Source organism: Beggiatoa alba B18LD (genome assembly GCF_000245015.1).
Lineage (GTDB): Bacteria > Pseudomonadota > Gammaproteobacteria > Beggiatoales > Beggiatoaceae > Beggiatoa > Beggiatoa alba.
Genome location: NZ_JH600070.1, coordinates 1,768,612 through 1,788,083, shown reverse-complemented (window position 1 = coordinate 1,788,083; position 19,472 = coordinate 1,768,612). Strand labels below are relative to the sequence as shown.

Sequence of the window (19,472 nt, the reverse complement as noted above, 5' to 3'; positions counted from 1 at the left end):
ATGGGTTATTTTAGAAACAAATAATTTGTTACTTGTGAGGTTATGAATGAAATTAAATTGGAAAAACGTTTGTTCTTTGGTTGTATCTTTAATCGGTCTCTGTGTCACTACACAGGTTTTTGCATGGGATCATGATTATATATTACCTACGATAGATGCCAGTACTTATACTGCTGCAACAAATGCAACAGGGCATTATTTAGAAGTTCGCTATTCGAGTTTGTCTTCAGATTCGACTAAGAAAGACCCTATCAGTTTTGCAGTTAGCCAAGGGCAAACATTGCGGATTAGAGTGCTTGCACCTCCTGGAACATCAGCTGTTTCTATTGGCGCAGAATCAAACCGATGGCAAGGGCGATGGGCTGCTAATGGTGGTGGGTATGTAGATGGAACTTATCCTATTATGAAAACTTATAGTGAGGATCCAGGCTCATTTTGTGCTTCCCGTCCAGCAGGTGTTACATGCGTTGCCCCCAGTGATTTAAAAGCGGCTGGTGGTGGTTTAAGTGAGTCTATGTATGGCGCACCAGGTTCAAGTGCATCAGCTCTAACCAGCCCTCGCTATTTCTATTTTGTTTTATATCAACAACTATCTGCTAGTTTACCATTTGAGTTTGAAAGCCTTAGTTTCTCCTTTGTTATTTCTGATGTTAATGCTTATAACAACTGGCGTGCTGCACGTCCTTGGGCTGGTGGTTCTAGTAGCAGTATAACAGGATTAGAAGGCGACTCTGGTACGGACAATGGCTCGGGAACGGATAATGGCTCGGGAACAGATAACGGCTCTGGTACGGACAATGGTTCAGGAACGGATAACGGCTCTGGCACAGATAATGGCTCGGGAACGGATAACGGCTCTGGTACTGGTAATGGAACGACAACAGGAACAGGTGTTAATGTTGACACTTTTGTATTGGGGCATCCAAATACAACAACAACTGCAAAAGTTGTTTTTTATGGTGGCTTTGAAGAAGGGACTGTAACCTCAACATTAAAACAAAATATGTTGATTGATGAAAATCAAGTCTTTAATCTAAAGGCTAAAATCGTGACAGACTCCTCACATGGTGCTGTAGATTTAGTCGTTTTTGCCTTATGGACAGATGATTCAGCACACAGCAATATTTTTGAGAATGTGATTTGGCAACAGAAAAAAGCGGCTCAAAGTTTTTTTAGTAGTGATTCTATAGCAAACACATGGGCTTCTTGGACTGGTCCTTATCTATCAGGAAGTAGTGTAGAAATTCCAACAGCACTGCCTTATGTTGCACAAGTTAGTTATAGTTCAGTAGGTTACTATATTAACGTTGGAACTGGACGTTTTACTGCTCCACCACAATTAGGTAATACAGGCAGACAAGTTAGTTTTTATGTTGGTTACACGGGACAAACCTCATCTGACCCCTTCACACAAAAAACATTTTATGTGTTAAGCCAACCACTGACATTGAAATTACCTGATAGAACACCTCTTACACCTTCTACATTAGAAGTACAAGTTGGTAAAGTTGTTGCTGTTGAGTCTAATCCACTTGCAAAAACCACAATTGCTACTTGTGCTGTTAGTGATGCAAAGATTGTTAAGCTCTCAAGCATTTCATCAAGTACAGGTGGCGTTATTTGTTTAGTTGAAGGTCTGAGTGTTGGTAGTACAGTTCTCACTGCATCTGATAGTGCTGGAACCAACTCACAAACCACCATCTCTGTTAAATAAGTTTAACGTCTTCCCCATTGGCGAATATTGATCAATGGGGGAGAATAATAAACAGGTATCGTTATTATGGTTGCATGATAAGGGCTTGTTTACTTATTTATCTCTTTAATTACTTCTTCGTTTACATCATGCTCAAAACAAAAAACTTCTTTTTGCTAAGAAAAATGCATGTTTATGCATTAACAATGCTAGTCATGCTAGGTTTCATCAGTCCATCTACATGGGCGTGGGATAATGATTACGTCCTACCTACTTTAAGTTCCCAAACTTATCCCATTATTTCTAGTGTACCTAATTTCTTCAGTGTTACTTACTCTAGCCAATCCACAAGTAGTCCAATGCCTATTACGTCTATTAAACAAGGCAAAAGCCTACGTATTGCCATTTTAGTCCCGCCGGGGGTTACGGCGGTTAGTATTGGGGCTGAGTCCAATCAATGGCAGGGAGTTGGTAGTTCTAGCGGGGGATATGTTGCGGGAACGTACCCAGTAATGGGTTCATTTTCGACAGACCCTGGTGAATTATGCACATCAACACGTCAAGTTGATTCGGCTGGTAATGAGATGTGTGGCAATGTTACAGGAAACTTTATCTATACTAGCGAGTTGCATGCTGCTGCAGGTGGATTAAGCGATTCTTTATATGGCGCACCAGGTAGTACATCTACAGTCTTAACAACACCACGTTATATGTATTTTGTGCTTTATCATCCTGTTAATGCGCTTGACTCGTTTAAGTTTGCAAGTTTAACCATTTCTTTTGTGGTGTCAGATTTAACACTTTACAGTGCTTGGCGTTCTGCACGTCCTTGGGCGGGTGGAAGTTCTACAAGTTTAGATGGTATTGGAGAAACAGAACCTGAGCCAGAACCCAATAACCTGACATTGATTTTAAATCATCCTTTCCGTTTAACAACTGATGCAGAAATCAACCTCACAGGGGCATACACTAATACAAGTGGTTCTAAAATCACCTTAAAAAGTGGTGATCAAATCTCTAGCGGTAGTGCAGTGACTTTATCAGCAGATATTCTCGCTGATACACAAGATACCTCAGGGGATATCGTCATCGTTGCCGCTTGGGGAGACGCGTCTATGAATAGCGACTTAACCAAGATGATTTGGAAACAAAAAGTTTCTTATGGTAGTTTCTTTGGAGACAATTCCACAGGAAAAATTGAAGCATGGCAAGATTGGGAAGGTTTAGTAACCGATCCAGAAGTTGCTAATATCGTTGCTTACCAAAATAATGCTTCTTTAAGTGCTACGACCAAAAAAACGATTACCATCGGAACAGGTAGCCTTATTCCACCCAGTTCTTTAGGCACAAAACGACAAGTAATCTTTTTTGTCGGCTATCGCGGGCGTGTTTTAATCTCATCTGAGCAAGGCTTTGGTTACTTCTATGTATTGAATGATCCATTTATTCTTAACATTCAAGACTAACTATTCATCATTTTTAAGCCGCTCTTAAGCAAACACCACATATAAACTAATATGTTATATGTGGTGTTTTTTATACATCTAAATCATCTAATGGGACAACTTCGTTTTAACGTAATTCAATAACCCATTTGTTGATGCATTATAATCCTGATTTGGCTCGGTTTTCTGCAATTCTATTAAGAACTTACTCGCTACTTGTTTTCCTAACTCCACGCCCCACTGGTCAAAAGCATTAATTCCCCAACACACACTTTGTACAAAAGTTTTATGTTCATATAACGCAATCAACGCACCTAAAATCTGTGGGGTGAGCTTTTGATAAACCAATGTATTAGAAGGCTGATTCCCTTTAAACACACGATGTGGGACTGCTTCCTCTAGTGCCTTTCCTTGTAAACCTGTTGCCTGTAATGCAATTCGTGTTTCTTCTAATGTTCTTCCTTGCATTAAAACATGTGATTGTGCCAGTGCATTGGATAAAACAGCTAATTGATGTTCGTCTAAGGCTTGCTGACTTTCTATGGCTACGAGAAAATCGGCTGGGACTAATTGAGTGCCTTGATGCAGTAATTGATAAAACGCATGTTGTCCATTATTTCCTAATGTTCCCCATGAAATCGGACAAGTCGCATAATCAACAAATTGTCCTTGTTTCGTCACGTTTTTTCCTAAACTTTCCATTACAAGCTGTTGTAGATGATTCGGAAAATATTCTAAAGCAACATCATACGGCAAAATAACCTGTGTATGGGCAGACCAAAAACTGCTATACCAAACGCCTAATAATCCAAGTATAACGGGCATATTTTCAGCAAGTGGCGCGGTTGCAAAATGTTGGTCGAGCGCATGTGCTCCTGCAAGTAGTTGTTCAAAATTATCCATGCCTATCATCACGGCAATAGATAAACCAATGGCTGACCACAGGGAATATCGACCGCCAACCCAATCCCAAAATGCAAACATATTATTTGTATCAATGCCAAATGCTTGCACTTTTTCCTTGTTTGTACTGACCGCAACAAAGTGACGGGCGACGGCTGAAGCTGAACCTAATTTCTCAATTAACCAACGGCGTGCACTGTGTGCATTTAATAGGGTTTCTTGCGTTGAGAATGTTTTAGAAGCAACAATAAATAAAGTGGTTTCTGGATTGCAAATTGCTAAAATTTCAGCCAGTTGTGTACTATCTGCATTAGATACAAAATGGGCTTTTAACGGCTGACAATGATAGGCTTTTAATGCACGCACAACCATTAAAGGACCTAAATCAGAGCCACCAATTCCAATATTAACAACGGTATCAATGGGCTTACCCGTAAAGCCTAACCATTTTCCCTGATTGACGACATCACTAAATTCCCGCATTTTGGCTAAAACAGCATCAACAGCGGGCATGACATCCTGACCATCAACTAAAATAGGATAGTGTGAACGGTTTCGCAGTGCAGTATGTAACGCAGCACGATGTTCTGTATTATTGACCTTATCGCCATGAAACAACAATTCAATGTGACTTTCTAATTCAACTTGTTTGGCTAAATTCAACAGTAAATGCAAAGTTTCATGCGTAATATGATTTTTAGAAAAATCCAGTAATAAACCGCACGCATTTAGCGAAAAATGGGAGAATCGCTGAGAATCTTGCGCAAATAAATCTCTCAGATGAACTGTTGCTAATGAACATTGATGCGTTTGTAAAGCCTGCCAAATCGGTGTATGACTAATCAGTACGGACATGGTGGATAAGTTGTGAAGTTGTGGCTAGAAGAAGATAGAAGTGATATTACAGGGATATTCTTGATAAACTCAAATGAATAGTTGTTAAAGATTACGCTGTATCCTTACTTTTAAACATCAGGATAAAACACTGTATGAGGTTATTATGAAGGAACGTGAACGCCGTCAATTTAAACGTCAAGTACTTGTCATGTTTTTACATGTTTTTGATTCAGAAACGGGTAAAGTTTTGGGATATTTAGGAGACATCTCAACACATGGACTATTACTCATCAGCGAAACCCCCATCGAAGTCGATAAAAAAATCATTATCGGTGTCCGCCTGCAAAAACTAGAAGCTGATTTACATTATGTGGACATGACCGCCGACAAACATTTTTGCTGTATGGCGCAAAGCCGTTGGACAGGAAAAATAGACCACGAACTTTATGCAACAGGCTTTATGCTCCTTGAGCCATCTGACAGCGTTATACAAGAAATTCAACAAATCATCATCCGTATCGGGAAAGAAGAAACAAGTCCCACCCATAAATACGTCGATGCCATGTTACGCTTAGACAAAACCCTTTCCCAAACAGAACGCGCCGATATTGCCCAAGATATTCAAGCATTACACGGTGTCGCTTTTGTTTCCTTTCAAGAAGACTTACCACATGTGCTAATTGTCGAACACAATATTGATGAAATCAGTGCCAGCACAATTTTACAACATTTAAATCAACAACAAATTAAAGCAGAATTAGTCACACTTAAAGGCTAAATTCTGTTACTTATCAATTCCCATGTTTTACAAGACTGCAAAATAATAATTCATAAACCAAAGAATACCGATTTAATACCGACTTTAGCTAACAATGGACGATAAAACCCCATGTCTAATACAACACCGCCACTATTAGAGCTAGATAATATCGAGTGTCGCTATGATGACCAAACCATCTTTAAAAACCTATCATTTGCAATCCAAACAGGCGAGCTAGCCTGCTTATTAGGCGCAAGCGGTTGTGGAAAAACCACTGCTTTGCGTGCAATTGCAGGTTTTGAACCTGTTTATCAAGGGGTTATTCGTCTTAATGGCAATATGATTTCTGCACCGAATCAACTTTGCCCCCCTGAAAAACGTCAAATTGGTATGGTTTTCCAAGACTATGCCCTATTTCCGCATCAAACTGTTTTCGATAATGTCGCGTTTGGCTTACGCAGTTTAAATAAAGTAGAGAAAAAAGAACGGGTTGAAGAGTATCTTAATGTCGTTGGACTCAACCATTTAGCACAACGCTATCCGCATGAATTATCAGGTGGACAACAACAACGGGTTGCACTGGCTCGCGCCCTCGCGCCTCGTCCTGCCTTAATACTCCTCGACGAACCCTTTTCTAATTTAGATGTTGATTTACGGGAACGCTTAAGCCTAGAAGTGCGCGACATTCTTAAAGGGCAAGGCATGACAGGTTTACTAGTCACTCATGACCAACATGAAGCCTTTGCCTTAGGGGATAAAATTGGCGTGATGCGTCACGGCGAAATATTACAATGGGATACCGCATATAATCTGTATCATGAACCTGTTGAAAGATATGTTGCCGACTTCATTGGCAAAGGCTCATTTATTAAAGGGCAACGGCTAGGAGTCAATCAAATAGAAACCGAATTAGGGATTGTTCAAGTCAAAGCGACCACACAAAACGAAATTGGTTATACCGTTGATGTACTAATCCGCCCTGATGATATTTTACTAGACCCTGCTTATCCGTTATTAGCAACCGTGAAACAAAAAGCGTTTAAAGGCTCAGAAACGCTTTATACCTTAAGCCTTCCTAGTGGTGCACAAATTTTCTCGTTATTCTCCAGCCATCAAGATTACCCTATCGGCGCACAAATCGGCGTGCGGGTTGTGGCCGAACAATTAGCGACGTTTCCAGCGAGTTAATTTATATCCCTTTTGCACGATAAAAACCTAATAGATTATTAATTAGATGCAAACCCTTCACGACCGAGGCTACAAAAAGCTCTTTTCCAATAAAACCTTTTTCCGCCAACTTCTACAAACCTTCGTCCCAGAACCTTGGGTTCAAGAAATTGACTTTGAAACCGCTGAACGTCTCGATAAATCTTTCATCTCTGAACACTACAAAGAAACCGAAAGCGATTTAATTTACAAAGTTAAATTTAAAGAACAAGAAGCCTATATTTATGTCTTGCTAGAATTTCAATCATCCGTGGTTTGGTTCATGGCATTACGGGTTCTACACTATCTCTGTAGCTTCTGGCTAGACTATGCGGAAACTCGTCCCAAAGTAAAAAAACTCCCGCCGATTTTTCCCATCGTCTTATACAATGGCGAAGAGAAATGGAATAAGCCCACCCGATTACGAGAAATTTTAGAAGAACCTGACTTATTAAAAGGCTATACCCCTGATTTCCGCTTTTTCAAAATTGCTGAAAATGAATATAGTCAAGAACAACTACTACAAATCAAAAATCTGGTTTCAACGCTATTCCTCGCAGAAACCTACCCCAACGATATAGAACTACTCATTACACAAGTACTAAACTTATTTGAAACTGAACAACAAGAAGGCGTTTCGTTATTAGCCAATTGGTTTGCACAATTAATGCTACACGGACGACGTTCAGCAGAAGACTACCAAAGTTTAGAACAGGTCTATCACGATAAATATGAGGCAAAAGCCATGTTAGATAATGCGATTCAACAAATACGGCAACAGGAAAGAGCTGTAGGCAGAGCCGAAGGACTGGAAGAAGGGATTTTCAAGGGAAGAATAGAAGGACTCGAAGAGGGGATTTTCAAGGGGAGAGTGGAAGGTAAAGCAGAAGGTAAAGCAGAAGGCAAAGCGGAAGCCTTAATCGTGCTATTAGAAAACCGTTTCGCGCCCTTGATGACGGAAGAAAAAGAACGCCTGTTTCAACTCAGCGATGAGAAATTAATAGCTTTACTGGTCAAATTCTACAGCATTGAGAATATCAGCGCATTTTGGCGGGAAATTGAAACTCATTAGATGCAACCCGCCATGACCGATTTCCCCTCTAAAAATGTGTTTTTATGGCACGAATGGTGCATAAAATCGGGGTAGCCATACTCGGATGACTCCTACCTAATCTGACGTATGGGGAGGTAATCTAGGGGTCACGTTACCTAGGTTTACCGTTAGCATTTGAGGGAACACTTCTATTAAATGAAGTGTTCCTCTTTTTTTGTCTTACTTTTTTAAAAAGCTGAAGCTATTTTACTCCCGCAAATATAACAACCCTTTGTTTTAAATTTTGAATCTTACCAAACTTGGGTTAAAACAAGTCCGATTGTTGGCTGATTTCGTCCACTAATCGTGGAAAATCGCTTAAAGTTTCAGATAGAGCTTGAATTTCAAACATTGCTGCTTGAGACTCTAAGAGAATTCCCCATTCTATCAATGGACTGTAACCATATTCTTGTCCAACCTTTTGCATTTTACTGGCAAATTCTTCAATATTATTAATAATAAGCGTATTACTGATGTCTTCCCATTCGGTTTTTGCTTGTTGGAGATGTGTTAGTAATGCAGAGATAGAATGAGAGGTTGTGGACTTCAATGAATTTGTTATTGTGGAAATTGGTAGGTTGGCAAGGTTTGATTGTGATGTTGTGGATGTCGTTATTAATGGAGTAGATACTTTTTTCGCGGAAATCGTGTTGAGCGTATAGGGTAGGAATTTAATCAGCCCAGAAATCAGTGTATTTTTATGTAAAGGCTTTTTAAGAAAGTCATCGTATAACGTTTGTAACGTCACTTCTTCGCTGTCAACAATCGCAATGGTGACTGCAATAATTGGGATATGCGCATATTGCGGATTTTGTTTTAAAATGCGCGTTGCCGTGTGTCCGTCCATCATTGGCATGATAATGTCCATTAAAATCAGATGGGGGAGATATTTTTGCGTTTGATTTATCGCTTCTTGACCGTTATTAGCTTCGATAAATTCGACATCGGCATCTTTTAAGAAGATTTTGATTAAATCACGATTAAATTTAACATCATCAACTAAAAGAATGCGTTGTTGATTAAAGCGCACACTATCAATATGAATCGATTTTTTATTCTCAGTTTCTAAAATGTTTCTGTCTTGTAACGCTACGGCAACTCGTTCAATAGAGACGGTAAAAATACTGCCTTGATTGACTTTACTATGCGCCCAAATGCGCCCGCCCATCATTTCTACCAAGCGTTTTGTAATCGCTAATCCAAGACCTGAGCCACCATATTGCGGATTTTGTTCTACATGTTGCTCAAAGACGGCAAAAATCGTGGCGAGTTGTTCAGGGGATATGCCGATGCCTGTATCTTCAACAGAAAAGACTAGGGTAACAGTTGTTTGTTGGGCATCGCTGATAAAGTCGCTACAAGTGACATGGATTTTTATATGTCCTTGATGGGTAAATTTTACCGCGTTACCAACAAGATTTAATAGGATTTGTCTTAAACGAACTTCGTCTAAAATCAAGCAAGCAGGTAAGGCTGGTGAAGGTTCGATAATCAGGCTTAAGTCCTTTTCTCGTATTTTTTCCGCAAAAATATTGCCGATGTCATAGAACACGTTTAATGGATTAATCGTTGTGTATTCTAAAACCATGCGTCCTGCTTCTACTTTTGATAAATCTAAAATGTCATTGAGCAGTTGCATCAAAGAATGTCCGCTGGTTTTTATCGCGGCTAAATATTCTTTATGGTGTAAATCTTGAATTTGTCCCTGTAAAAGTTCTGCAAAGCCTAAAATCACATTTAATGGCGTGCGAATTTCATGGCTCATATTGGCAAGAAACGCGCTACGGCTACGGTTAGCTTTTTCTGCTTCTAAACGCGCTTGTTCTGCTGACTCTAAGGCTTTTTCTAAACTATCCTCAATTTGCTTGCGCTCTCTGATATCACGGACAATTGTAAAGAAATGATTTTCTTTATCAGAAAGTTGTATGTATTGAATAATCATTTCTACAGGAATTAAATTTCCCTGTTTATGCTGATACAAGGTTTCAAACTTTAAAATAGGCAATTGTTTATTAAGTAAAATTTTAATTTTTTCTTTAAATTGCTCATGGGTTGTGAATGGTTGAATGTCTAACACATTTTTCTGTAATAACTCTGCGTGATTATATCCCAGTAAAGTGATTGCTCCTTGATTTACATAGAAAAAAGCAAATGATGAGACATGAAACATAAAAACACAATCTAATGTCATGTCTAAGGTTTTTTTAAAATTGACTAATTTATGAAGTGTATTCAGTTCCATAATTTATAGGATGTCTCGAAAGCAATGCAGGATTATCTGTTATCGCAAGTTTTATTCCTAAAAAAAATCCTAACACGTGGCTATCGTATTTGTCTGTATGAATACCCGCTATAAAGCAAAAGACAGTAGTACAATACCGTCGGAATAAATTCTTGACCGTTGACTGGTGAATTTTATAAACACCCCTTATATTTATAAATAATTACGTTGTAATAAGGCACACTTATGGCATTACTCGAAATCCTTCATTTTCCAGACCCCCGTTTACGTCACAAAGCAAAACCTGTGCAGGTTGTTGATGCAGAGGTTAAACGAATTATTGCGGACATGTTTGAAACGATGTATCAAGCACGCGGTATTGGACTAGCGGCAACACAAGTCAATATTGCTTTACAAATTGTTGTTATTGACATTTCTGAAGAAAAAAATCAGCCGATTTGCTTAATTAATCCAGAAATTACCCATCGTTCAGGGCTTGAAGTCATGGAGGAAGGATGTTTATCCGTTCCTAGTATTTATGATGAAGTCGAACGTGCCGAATTTGTGACGGTTTCTGCACTTAATTGTGAAGGTGAACCCCTAGAACTATCAACAGGGGGTTTATTAGCGGTTTGTATCCAACACGAATTAGACCATTTAGAGGGTAAGTTATTTGTGGACTATCTCTCTGCGCTCAAACGACAACGTATTCGTAAAAAGCTAGAAAAACAAGAACGTAAAACCGCTTAAATTTTCTTATTTACTCTCTATATGTCCATTAAAAAAATTATTTTTGCAGGTACGCCACAGTTTTCTGTGCCCTGCTTACAAGTTCTATTAGATTCAGCACATAGCGTTTGTGCAGTTTACACACAACCTGACCGCCCCGCAGGACGGGGGCGACAATTACAAGCAAGCCCTGTAAAACAGTTGGCTTTAGCGCATCAAATCCCAGTTTATCAACCAACTAGCTTAAAAAATGCAGAAGCACAAGCCACATTAGCCGCATTACAAGCAGATTTAATGGTTGTCGTTGCTTACGGTTTGTTACTGCCCGAAACCATTTTAAATGCGCCACGCTTTGGGTGTATCAACGTCCACGCCTCTATTTTGCCGCGCTGGCGAGGTGCAGCACCGATACAACGCGCGATTCTCGCAGGCGATGCAGAAACAGGTATTACTTTGATGCAAATGGATATTGGCTTAGATACTGGCGCAATGTTGATGCAAGCAAAATGCCTGATAGAACCGCAAGAAACGGGAGAAACTTTACACGACAAATTATCTTTATTAGGCGCGTCTGTGTTGCGTCAAGCCATTGACGATGTAGAAAAGTTAGAAAAAACGCCACAAGATGCACATTACGCAACCTACGCCCGCAAATTAGAAAAAGCCGAAGCCCAATTAGATTGGACACAATCAGCACTTGCCTTAGAGCGGGCAGTACGCGCTTATAATCCTTTCCCAATGGCACAAACCACCATCGCAGGCTATACCCTTCGGATTGGCGAAGCTCAGGCATTACCCGCGCCAACAAATGCGGTAACGGCAGGAGAAATTCTTCAAATTACAAAACAAGGCATTGATGTTGCCACACAAGACGGAATTTTACGGTTACTAAAAGTACAAAAAGCAGGCGGAAAAATGCTTTCTGTCGCCGATTTTTTAAATGGACATCAACATTTATTAACATAATTTAACGCTAGTTGGGCGAGTGGCGAAAACCGTTTAGAATTTTTCACCTAAAAAATGTAGGGTGGAATAGCAAAGCGTATTCCACCATACGATTTATAATCTGTTTTTGCTCAGTTTTTACAGAGTTTCAAGGTGGAATACGCTACGCTATTCCACCCTACAACATTCAAGCTGTTGTCTTTTTAAAAGAATCTCGCCGTACTCGCGTTAATTTATTTATCCAACAGTATGCAGCTTGTCCCTGTAAATACCGACCGTCAAACCATGTATTATTGATTGAGTGTAAAACATCACTTGCTGTAAAGTAAGGAATTGCCGTGAATAGTGTCGCTAACTTAGAAATAAATCTCTTACATGCAACAACAGATGGGGTATTTTTACTCAAAGAAGATGGAACGATTCTTTTTGCCAATAAGGTCGGTGCGCAATGGTTTCGTAAAACGCCTGATGAACTAATCGGGCGTTGTATTTGGGGATTTTTACCGACGAATATTGCACAATATCGTCAAACTATCGTCCAAACCGTTATCCAAACCCAACAACCTAAAACACTGATTGATAAAAGCATCTCTTATTGGTATGAAGGGCGTTACTTCCCTATTTTTGATGAACAACAGAATATTATCTATATTGCTGTTTATTACAGGGAAATAGCAGATTTTAATCTCAATAACACCGATGAACACTATTCCCCCCTTGCGAATACCAAACAATTTATTGGCTCGACTGAATGGTCAACTAAAAAATACTTTAATCACCTCTTACAACATAACCCCGCCGTTATTTATACCTTCAGCGTCATTATTGACCCCTTTAATAAATTCACATTTATTCCACGTTTTGTCAGTCAAAATGTAGAAAATTTAACAGGATATCCTGCTTTAACTTTTCTCAGTGAACCCCATTTTTGGTTTAAAAATATCCATCCTGATGACCAATGCTTGATTGAAAATAAACTAAGAAAAACGAGAGATAACACTGTTTTTGAATACGAATATCGATTTTTACATGCCAACGGTATCTATATTTGGATACAAGATGCGATGTATTTAAACTATGAAAATAATAAAAAAACACTAGAATTATCAGGTTCATGGATTAATATTACGCCCAGAAAACTAGCAGAACAAGCCTTTAATGAAAGCGAAATTCGTTTTAAAGGCATTTTTAATAACAGCGCGGTTGGAATTGCTGTGTTAGATAGTCATTCTGGGCGGTTTCTTTCCACAAATCAAAAGCTAGCAGGATTACTAGGCTACAACAGTGATGAACTTTCTTTTTTTACCCTGTTTAATCTGACCCATCCAAACGACCGCCAACAGATACAAGTTGCTTTAGCTGAATTAACCCATCAAGAAATTCCACAAACCTATATAGAACAACGCTATATTAAACAAAATAGTACTATTTTCTGGGGAGCAACATGGCTTTCTACCCTCGCTAGCAATACAGGGAATATCTTTGCTGTTGTTTGTATCATCATAGACCTCACTGACCGTAAAAAAACCGAATTGGCATTAAAAGACAGTGAAGAGATGTTCCGTCAAGTCAGTGCCACCTCACAAGATGCGATTATCATCATCAACAGTGATAACCTCGTGATTTACTGGAATCAAGCGGCTGAAAGAATCTTTCAATACACGGCGGATGAAGTACTGGGCAAACCACTACATACTAAAATTTTATCAACTGATAATTGGGATACTTATCAAGAAAATATGAGCCGTTTTAAACAAAAAGGGATTGGTGAATATCTCAATAAAGTCAGTGAAATCATTGCGATTCGGAAAACAGGTGAAACTTTTCCTGTAGAAATATTTATTACATCATTATGGTTAAAAGGACAATGGCACGCCGTCGGGACAGTTCGAGACATCACTCGTCGAAAACAAGCAGAAGAAGATTTAAAGAAAGCACTCAATGAGTTACAACGTTCTATTGCAGAAGCAGAACGCGCCCGACTCGCCGCAGAATCCGCAAATTTGGCAAAAAGCACATTTTTAGCCAATATGAGCCATGAACTACGTACCCCCTTAAATGGCATTTTAGGTTATGCACAAATTCTGTTACGAGATACAAAACTCGCCGAGCAACAACATGAGAAACTCAGTGTTATTTTACGAAGTGGACAACATTTATTAAATTTAATCAATGACATATTAGATTTATCTAAAATAGAATCAGGTAAATTTGAATTAAACCCTTATGAGTTTAATTTACAAAATTTTCTACACGATATTGTTGGTCTGTTTAAACTGAAAGCCGAAGAAAAAGGCTTGATGTTTACCTATAAAAAAATTCCTCCCCCCTCTACATGGCATTTTGAAACCCTGCAAGGTATCCCGAATATCATCGTTGCGGATGAAAAACGCTTAAGACAAATTTTATTAAATCTGCTCAGTAATGCCGTGAAATATACCGAGCAAGGTGCGGTGACTTTTAGCATTATTTATCACAATGAAATCATGCGCTTTGAAGTTGAAGACACAGGCATAGGCATTCCTGAAACGATGTTACACAAAATATTTATTCCTTTTCAACAAATTAATCAACATACCTTATTGCACAATGTAGAAGGGACAGGCTTAGGACTTTCTATTACAAAAAAATTATTAGAAATGATGGGTAGCCAATTATATGTACAAAGCATTGTTGGTAAAGGAAGTATTTTCTGGTTTGAGTTAAAACTTAAAGTTATTCAATATATCGATAGTCATCAGCCTGCCCAGAATGAACGACCATTAATAGAATTTAAAGATAAAAAACATAAATTCCTCATTGTTGATGATATTGAGATTAATCGCTATGTTCTCATTGACTTACTCAGCGACTTAAACAGTGATGTAGAAGAAGCCGAAAATGGCTTAGTTGCAGTTGAGAAAACTAAATATCTTCAACCAGATATTATTATAATGGATTTAAAAATGCCTGTTATGGACGGACTTACGGCAACACAACTGATTCGTCAGCAATCAACCAATCAGCATCACCCTTTTATTATTGCTTGTTCTGCTAGTGCTTTTAAAGAGGATGAAGAACAAAGTCTTGCATCAGGTTGTGACGCATTTATTACAAAACCAATCGATTCACAGCAATTATTTAATTTATTAGAGAAACATGGCATTATTGAGTGCATTTATCGAACACCCGACAATGATGTCCAAAATCATCCATTTGCCAATAGTGCCACCTTAAAACAATTGGAATTTGTACAACTCGCTCAGTTTTATAAATTGGCAAAAGCAGGCGATGTAACTGCCTTGATTCAAGTGGCAAGTACCTTAAAACAACAACGCAGTGAATACACTATCTGTTTAGAGGAGATTATCCAATTAGCCAAAAATTTCAAATTAAAAAGGCTTAAAGCCTTATTGAAGGACGCATTAGGAGATAAGGCATGAGTGTTGATAGTTTCAAAAAAGCTACTTTATTAATTGCAGATGATACCCCTGCGAATATTCATGTTTTATTTGAGTTTTTACAAGCAACGAATAAATTTAATATTTTAGTCGCTGAGGATGGGGAAAGTGTCTTAGAAAGCGTGCAGGAAACAAAGCCAGATTTGATTTTATTAGATATTATGATGCCAAAAATGGATGGTTTTGAAACTTGCTATCATTTAAAAAATAATCCAGAAACAGCCGATATTCCCGTTATTTTCATTTCTGCATTATCGGATATTTTTGATAAAGTTCATGGTTTTTCATTAGGCGCGGTTGATTATATTACTAAGCCTTTTCAACAAGAAGAAGTCCTCGCCCGTATTCATACGCATATCACCATTCAGCAGTTGCGCGAAAAATTAGCGGTACAAAATGAACGCTTAATTTATTTAAATCAGGAAAAAAATGAATTATTAGGCATTGCCGCGCATGATTTAAAAAATCCATTATTTGCGATTCAAACATTAGTTGAAAAATTAAGGGGAGATTTTCATAAATTACCGACAGAAAAAATCTTATCTTATTTAGATATTATTAATTTTAGCACCAGACAAATGTTTGATATAATTAAAAATCTTTTGGATGTCAACGCAATAGAATCAGGTCAACATTTGGTCAATTTAAGTGTTATTGATATTTTACCCTTAGTAAAAAAAGTTATTGATAATTATCAAGAACGTGCTGATATTAAGCAATTAACCGTGATTTTATCCGCACCTGCCCAATATTATTGGGTGATTGCCGATGAAAAAGCCTTAAATCAGGTTTTAGATAATTTATTATCCAACGCAATTAAATATTCGCCGTTAGGAAAGCAGGTGGTCGTGCGTTTATTTCATCAGGATAAATCGGTACACTGCGAGATAGAAGATCAAGGGCAGGGCTTAGATGAAGAAGATAAAAAAGCCTTGTTTCGTAAATTTAGCCGTTTAAAACCTCGTCCGACAGGGCAAGAAACATCGAATGGTTTAGGCTTATTTATTGTGAAAAAGCTCACTGAGTTAATGAATGGGCAAGTCACTTGTCAAAGTACGGTCGGTGTGGGTTCTATCTTTGCGCTGGTTTTTGCGGCGGCGGATAAATTACCCGCAATAACAAGCGCGACAGCCGAATATCGGGAATAACCCCGTTTTATTTCAGTCATTATTTATATGATAGGTATATACGTACAATGTCTTATTATCCTTTGAATACAGGGGCAGGTAGTCAGCCTGTGGATGCTGATGAGGCTTTAAATTATCTCTCCATGCCAAACGAGATGCAGACTTATCGCCAGCCGATATTGCCTGAACCAGAGTCATTGACAGATATCGCCGCCGCAAAAGAAGTGATTTATGCGCTTTACAATGCCATTCAACAATTTACCACTCAGCTACAGAGTAGCACCTTAGATTTAAGTGCCTTAGATGCGAAAAATTTGGCATTTATTGGGCAAGTGTTAGGTGATGGGGAAGTTAAAATTAAGTGTACGGGAAATCCTGCTGTTAATATTCAGGAATCAGTCATGGCAGGGATTTGGCACGTACAAATTTTGGACGAGCAGGGGCAAGTACAGCATCAGCAATTAGCTGTAGGTGAAGTTCCGCCTTTATTAGAAACCTTGTTACAGCAGGCAGGACAAGCACGTTTAAGTTTAGGGGAAATGCCGAGTAATTTGATGAATGCGCCCGCTATTTTGGTGGAAGTGGATGCAAAACAACGTGATTGCCAACCGCAACAACCCGCGCATGTGATTAATTTAAGTCTGTTACCCATCAGCGAGGAAGACCAAAGCTTTATGATTGCGTGTTTAGGAACAGGTACAACGACAATTTTATCGAAAGGGTATGGTAATTGTCGGATTACCAGTACTGCCATTCGGCATGTTTGGTGGGTGCGCTATTATAACTCTATGGATAATTTGATTTTAAATACGCTGGAAATTGTGGATATTCCACAAGTTGCAAAAGCAGCGCGTGAGGATTTAGAAGACAGTGAAAAACGTTTGCGGAATATTATGCGCGATTATTTGCATTGGTTATCGTAATTAAATGCGTTATGTATTGATTTTTGATACATAACGTTAATATTTGCCTTCTAGTAGATACGTCGTCATTTCGCCCTTGCCTTTAACGTCAATAATCCCACGTTCTTCAAAAATAAATTGATGTCTAATGCGTTGATAAGTTTCTAGTGATACTTGAATTTTCCCCGGAATGCCATGTGATTCCATCCGACTTGCCATATTGACCGCATCGCCCCATAAGTCATAGTTAAATTTATTTTTGCCAATGACTCCCGCAACAACAGGGCCCGTATGGATACCAATGCGCAGTTGAAAGCAGGCTTTATTCCGACGATTGAGAAGTTCAATGGCTTTAATCATTTCTAATGCCATATTTGCAACGGCTTCCACATGGTCTGCGCGTGGTGTTGGTAATCCGCCAACAAGCATGTAAGCATCACCAATCGTTTTGATTTTTTCTAAGCCATGTTGTTCCGCTAAACTATCAAATAATAGAAAAATTTCGTTTAAGTTTTCAACGAGTTCCACAGGGGAAATAGTCGCGGATAATTCGGTAAATTTGACTAAATCTGAAAATAAAATAGTAACATCGGGAAAACTATCTGCAATGGTTTGTACACCGCGTTTTAATAAGTCTGCAATCGGTTTGGGTAAAATATTGAGCAACAATTTCTCGGATTTTTCTTGTTCGCGCTGAATTTGTTCTAAATAAGCCTGTTCCATATCGCGTAAGCGTTTACGTTCTAGTGTTGCAGAAATCTTTGCATTTAGAATGACTTGATTAAACGGTTTTTGTAAATAATCCTCCGCACCTAATTCAATACAATGGACAACGCTGTCAATTTCATCTAGGGCAGAAATCATAATAACGGGTAAATGTCTTAACGCAGGGTCGCTTTTAATGGCAGCTAGGACTTGAAAGCCATTCATTTCGGGCATAATGATGTCTAATAAAACAAGATCGTATCGATATGCTTGTACTTTTTGTAAGGCTTGTAAGCCATTTTCTGCAATATCGACGTGAAAACCTTGACGGTCTAAACGGCGGGATAATAAATCGCGATTACTTTCTTTATCATCGACAACTAATAAACGTGCTTCCCCCATAACAAATTCAACAGGCTGTTGCACGGTTGTGCGCATGGTATGCAACACGTCATCGATAGCCGTGCTACCTTTTAATGAAGGAAGTGATTCAGCGGGTTTATTAACTTCATTATTTTGAATGAGGTGTGATAATTCATTAATAACGATTAATAAATGGCGTGCGCTGGTTAATATTTTATTTAAATCTTGACAAATATCAGGCGTTTCTGTCGAACAATAGTCTTCAACCAGCATTTCGCTATATCCAATTAAGGCATTAATTGGCGTACGCAAATCGTGGCGCATGGTTGATGTGAACAAAGCGGGATTTAAAATGGGAGTATCTACATCAGTACGTTGCGTTGACAACTGCATCATTAATGCGGATAACTGCTCTGCCGCACTCTGCATTTTATATAAGTCAGGCAACGCAGTTTGATAAGCGGCATTCGTTTCAGCGTACTGTAGAGTGTCCTTTGTGAGAGAAATGATTGCACTGGTGTGTGAGAAAAAATTGCGCTCTCTTTCCACCAATGCAACATCACTGACACTGGTTGCATCCTCTACTGACGGGGCTGGCAAGGGTTGACCCGCGTCTGCGGCGTTCATACTAGAACTCTTAATTATGGTCTCTTAACAAGGAGCGGAAGCAAACAACGGGATAGGTGACTTAATATTAAGCACTAGGTGGTGTGGGTGTACCTAACAGCAACTCGATTTTCCCCAACAAACGGGGCAATTCAATGGGTTTTGTATCATAGTCATCACAACCAGCCGCTAACGCTTGTTCCCTATCACCTGACATTGCATGTGCAGTTAATGCAATGACAGGAATTTGTTTTGTTGAATCATCGGCTTTTAACTCTTTTGTTGCAGTCCAACCATCTTTAACGGGCAAACTCATATCCATGAGAATTAAATCAGGTTTTTCACTGTGTGCCATATCCACACCCTGCCCCCCATCTGTTGCTATCACAACGTCAAATCCTTTACGGGTTAAACGTCGGGATAACATATCTCGATTCATTTCATTATCTTCTACTAACAAAATCTTAGGCATTCACGATCTCCTTACAAAGATATTT

Annotated in this window: 14 protein-coding genes; 10 read left to right on the top strand and 4 right to left on the bottom strand. The window is 38.8% G+C overall.

What is annotated here, in order from left to right:
• The first annotated feature begins 46 nt into the window (after positions 1–46).
• On the top strand, positions 47–1,714 hold the full coding sequence (locus BEGALDRAFT_RS19055) for a hypothetical protein (protein WP_040294899.1): 1,668 nt from the start codon (positions 47–49) through the stop codon (positions 1,712–1,714).
• A gap of 185 nt (positions 1,715–1,899) precedes the next feature.
• Positions 1,900–3,159, top strand: coding sequence for a hypothetical protein (locus BEGALDRAFT_RS07140; protein ID WP_198284618.1), 1,260 nt, complete (start codon positions 1,900–1,902; stop codon positions 3,157–3,159).
• 87 nt (positions 3,160–3,246) lie between these two features.
• Here the strand turns inward: BEGALDRAFT_RS07140 and pgi are convergent, their stop codons facing one another.
• Positions 3,247–4,896, bottom strand: a complete 1,650-nt coding sequence (gene pgi, locus BEGALDRAFT_RS07135; RefSeq protein WP_002685181.1) for a glucose-6-phosphate isomerase — start codon at positions 4,894–4,896, stop codon at positions 3,247–3,249.
• Between the two features lie 145 nt (positions 4,897–5,041).
• On the opposite strand from pgi, the gene BEGALDRAFT_RS07130 reads away from it, so the two are divergent.
• From BEGALDRAFT_RS07130 to BEGALDRAFT_RS07120, 3 genes are all read left to right on the top strand, one after another.
• Entirely contained in the window at positions 5,042–5,656 is a 615-nt protein-coding gene (locus BEGALDRAFT_RS07130) for a PilZ domain-containing protein (protein WP_002685178.1), read from the top strand.
• 111 nt (positions 5,657–5,767) lie between these two features.
• Positions 5,768–6,826 carry an ABC transporter ATP-binding protein gene (locus BEGALDRAFT_RS07125; RefSeq protein ID WP_002685176.1) on the top strand — a complete coding sequence of 353 codons (1,059 nt, stop codon included), beginning with the start codon at positions 5,768–5,770 and terminating at the stop codon, positions 6,824–6,826.
• A 46-nt stretch (positions 6,827–6,872) separates the two neighbouring features.
• Positions 6,873–7,916, top strand: a complete 1,044-nt coding sequence (locus tag BEGALDRAFT_RS07120) for an Rpn family recombination-promoting nuclease/putative transposase (protein ID WP_002685175.1) — start codon at positions 6,873–6,875, stop codon at positions 7,914–7,916.
• 286 nt (positions 7,917–8,202) lie between these two features.
• Here BEGALDRAFT_RS07120 and BEGALDRAFT_RS07115 read toward each other — a convergent pair whose 3' ends face one another.
• Positions 8,203–10,179 carry a PAS domain-containing hybrid sensor histidine kinase/response regulator gene (locus tag BEGALDRAFT_RS07115; protein ID WP_002685174.1) on the bottom strand — a complete coding sequence of 659 codons (1,977 nt, stop codon included), beginning with the start codon at positions 10,177–10,179 and terminating at the stop codon, positions 8,203–8,205.
• A 225-nt stretch (positions 10,180–10,404) separates the two neighbouring features.
• Here BEGALDRAFT_RS07115 and def point away from each other — a divergent pair, with 225 nt between their 5' ends.
• The 5 genes from def to BEGALDRAFT_RS07090 all read left to right on the top strand — a co-directional run bounded on the left by def (position 10,405) and on the right by BEGALDRAFT_RS07090 (position 17,322).
• Positions 10,405–10,908: a peptide deformylase gene (def, locus tag BEGALDRAFT_RS07110; protein ID WP_002685173.1), complete on the top strand. Its 504-nt coding sequence runs from the start codon at positions 10,405–10,407 to the stop codon at positions 10,906–10,908.
• A gap of 21 nt (positions 10,909–10,929) precedes the next feature.
• Positions 10,930–11,853, top strand: a complete 924-nt coding sequence (fmt, locus tag BEGALDRAFT_RS07105; protein WP_002685167.1) for a methionyl-tRNA formyltransferase — start codon at positions 10,930–10,932, stop codon at positions 11,851–11,853.
• A gap of 317 nt (positions 11,854–12,170) precedes the next feature.
• The gene (locus BEGALDRAFT_RS18080; protein WP_002685165.1) at positions 12,171–15,254 is read left to right on the top strand and encodes a PAS domain-containing sensor histidine kinase; all 3,084 of its coding nucleotides are present in this window, start codon (positions 12,171–12,173) and stop codon (positions 15,252–15,254) included.
• Positions 15,251–16,420 (top strand): hybrid sensor histidine kinase/response regulator, encoded by a 1,170-nt coding sequence (locus tag BEGALDRAFT_RS07095; RefSeq protein WP_002685163.1) that lies wholly within the window; start codon positions 15,251–15,253, stop codon positions 16,418–16,420. Before BEGALDRAFT_RS18080 ends, BEGALDRAFT_RS07095 begins: the two co-directional genes overlap by 4 nt.
• A gap of 47 nt (positions 16,421–16,467) precedes the next feature.
• Positions 16,468–17,322: a hydrogenase expression/formation protein gene (locus tag BEGALDRAFT_RS07090; protein ID WP_002685161.1), complete on the top strand. Its 855-nt coding sequence runs from the start codon at positions 16,468–16,470 to the stop codon at positions 17,320–17,322.
• Positions 17,323–17,358: 36 nt separating this feature from the next.
• Here the strand turns inward: BEGALDRAFT_RS07090 and BEGALDRAFT_RS18730 are convergent, their stop codons facing one another.
• Both BEGALDRAFT_RS18730 and BEGALDRAFT_RS07080 read right to left on the bottom strand, forming a co-directional pair.
• A complete protein-coding gene (locus tag BEGALDRAFT_RS18730; RefSeq protein WP_002685159.1) occupies positions 17,359–18,996 on the bottom strand; it encodes an adenylate/guanylate cyclase domain-containing protein in 1,638 nt (545 codons plus the stop codon).
• Positions 18,997–19,063: 67 nt separating this feature from the next.
• Entirely contained in the window at positions 19,064–19,447 is a 384-nt protein-coding gene (locus BEGALDRAFT_RS07080; protein WP_002685158.1) for a response regulator, read from the bottom strand.
• Between the last annotated feature and the right edge of the window lie 25 nt (positions 19,448–19,472).

Coding starts and splice junctions, on each gene's coding strand:
- BEGALDRAFT_RS07130 (WP_002685178.1), top strand. CDS start 5,042: ATGAAGGAACGTGAACGCCGTCAATTTAAACGTCAAGTACTTGTCATG.
- BEGALDRAFT_RS07115 (WP_002685174.1), bottom strand. CDS start 10,179: ATGGAACTGAATACACTTCATAAATTAGTCAATTTTAAAAAAACCTTA.
- BEGALDRAFT_RS07095 (WP_002685163.1), top strand. CDS start 15,251: ATGAGTGTTGATAGTTTCAAAAAAGCTACTTTATTAATTGCAGATGAT.
- BEGALDRAFT_RS07125 (WP_002685176.1), top strand. CDS start 5,768: ATGTCTAATACAACACCGCCACTATTAGAGCTAGATAATATCGAGTGT.
- BEGALDRAFT_RS07140 (WP_198284618.1), top strand. CDS start 1,900: ATGCTAGTCATGCTAGGTTTCATCAGTCCATCTACATGGGCGTGGGAT.
- BEGALDRAFT_RS18730 (WP_002685159.1), bottom strand. CDS start 18,996: ATGAACGCCGCAGACGCGGGTCAACCCTTGCCAGCCCCGTCAGTAGAG.
- BEGALDRAFT_RS07120 (WP_002685175.1), top strand. CDS start 6,873: ATGCAAACCCTTCACGACCGAGGCTACAAAAAGCTCTTTTCCAATAAA.
- pgi (WP_002685181.1), bottom strand. CDS start 4,896: ATGTCCGTACTGATTAGTCATACACCGATTTGGCAGGCTTTACAAACG.
- BEGALDRAFT_RS07090 (WP_002685161.1), top strand. CDS start 16,468: ATGTCTTATTATCCTTTGAATACAGGGGCAGGTAGTCAGCCTGTGGAT.
- fmt (WP_002685167.1), top strand. CDS start 10,930: ATGTCCATTAAAAAAATTATTTTTGCAGGTACGCCACAGTTTTCTGTG.
- def (WP_002685173.1), top strand. CDS start 10,405: ATGGCATTACTCGAAATCCTTCATTTTCCAGACCCCCGTTTACGTCAC.
- BEGALDRAFT_RS19055 (WP_040294899.1), top strand. CDS start 47: ATGAAATTAAATTGGAAAAACGTTTGTTCTTTGGTTGTATCTTTAATC.
- BEGALDRAFT_RS07080 (WP_002685158.1), bottom strand. CDS start 19,447: ATGCCTAAGATTTTGTTAGTAGAAGATAATGAAATGAATCGAGATATG.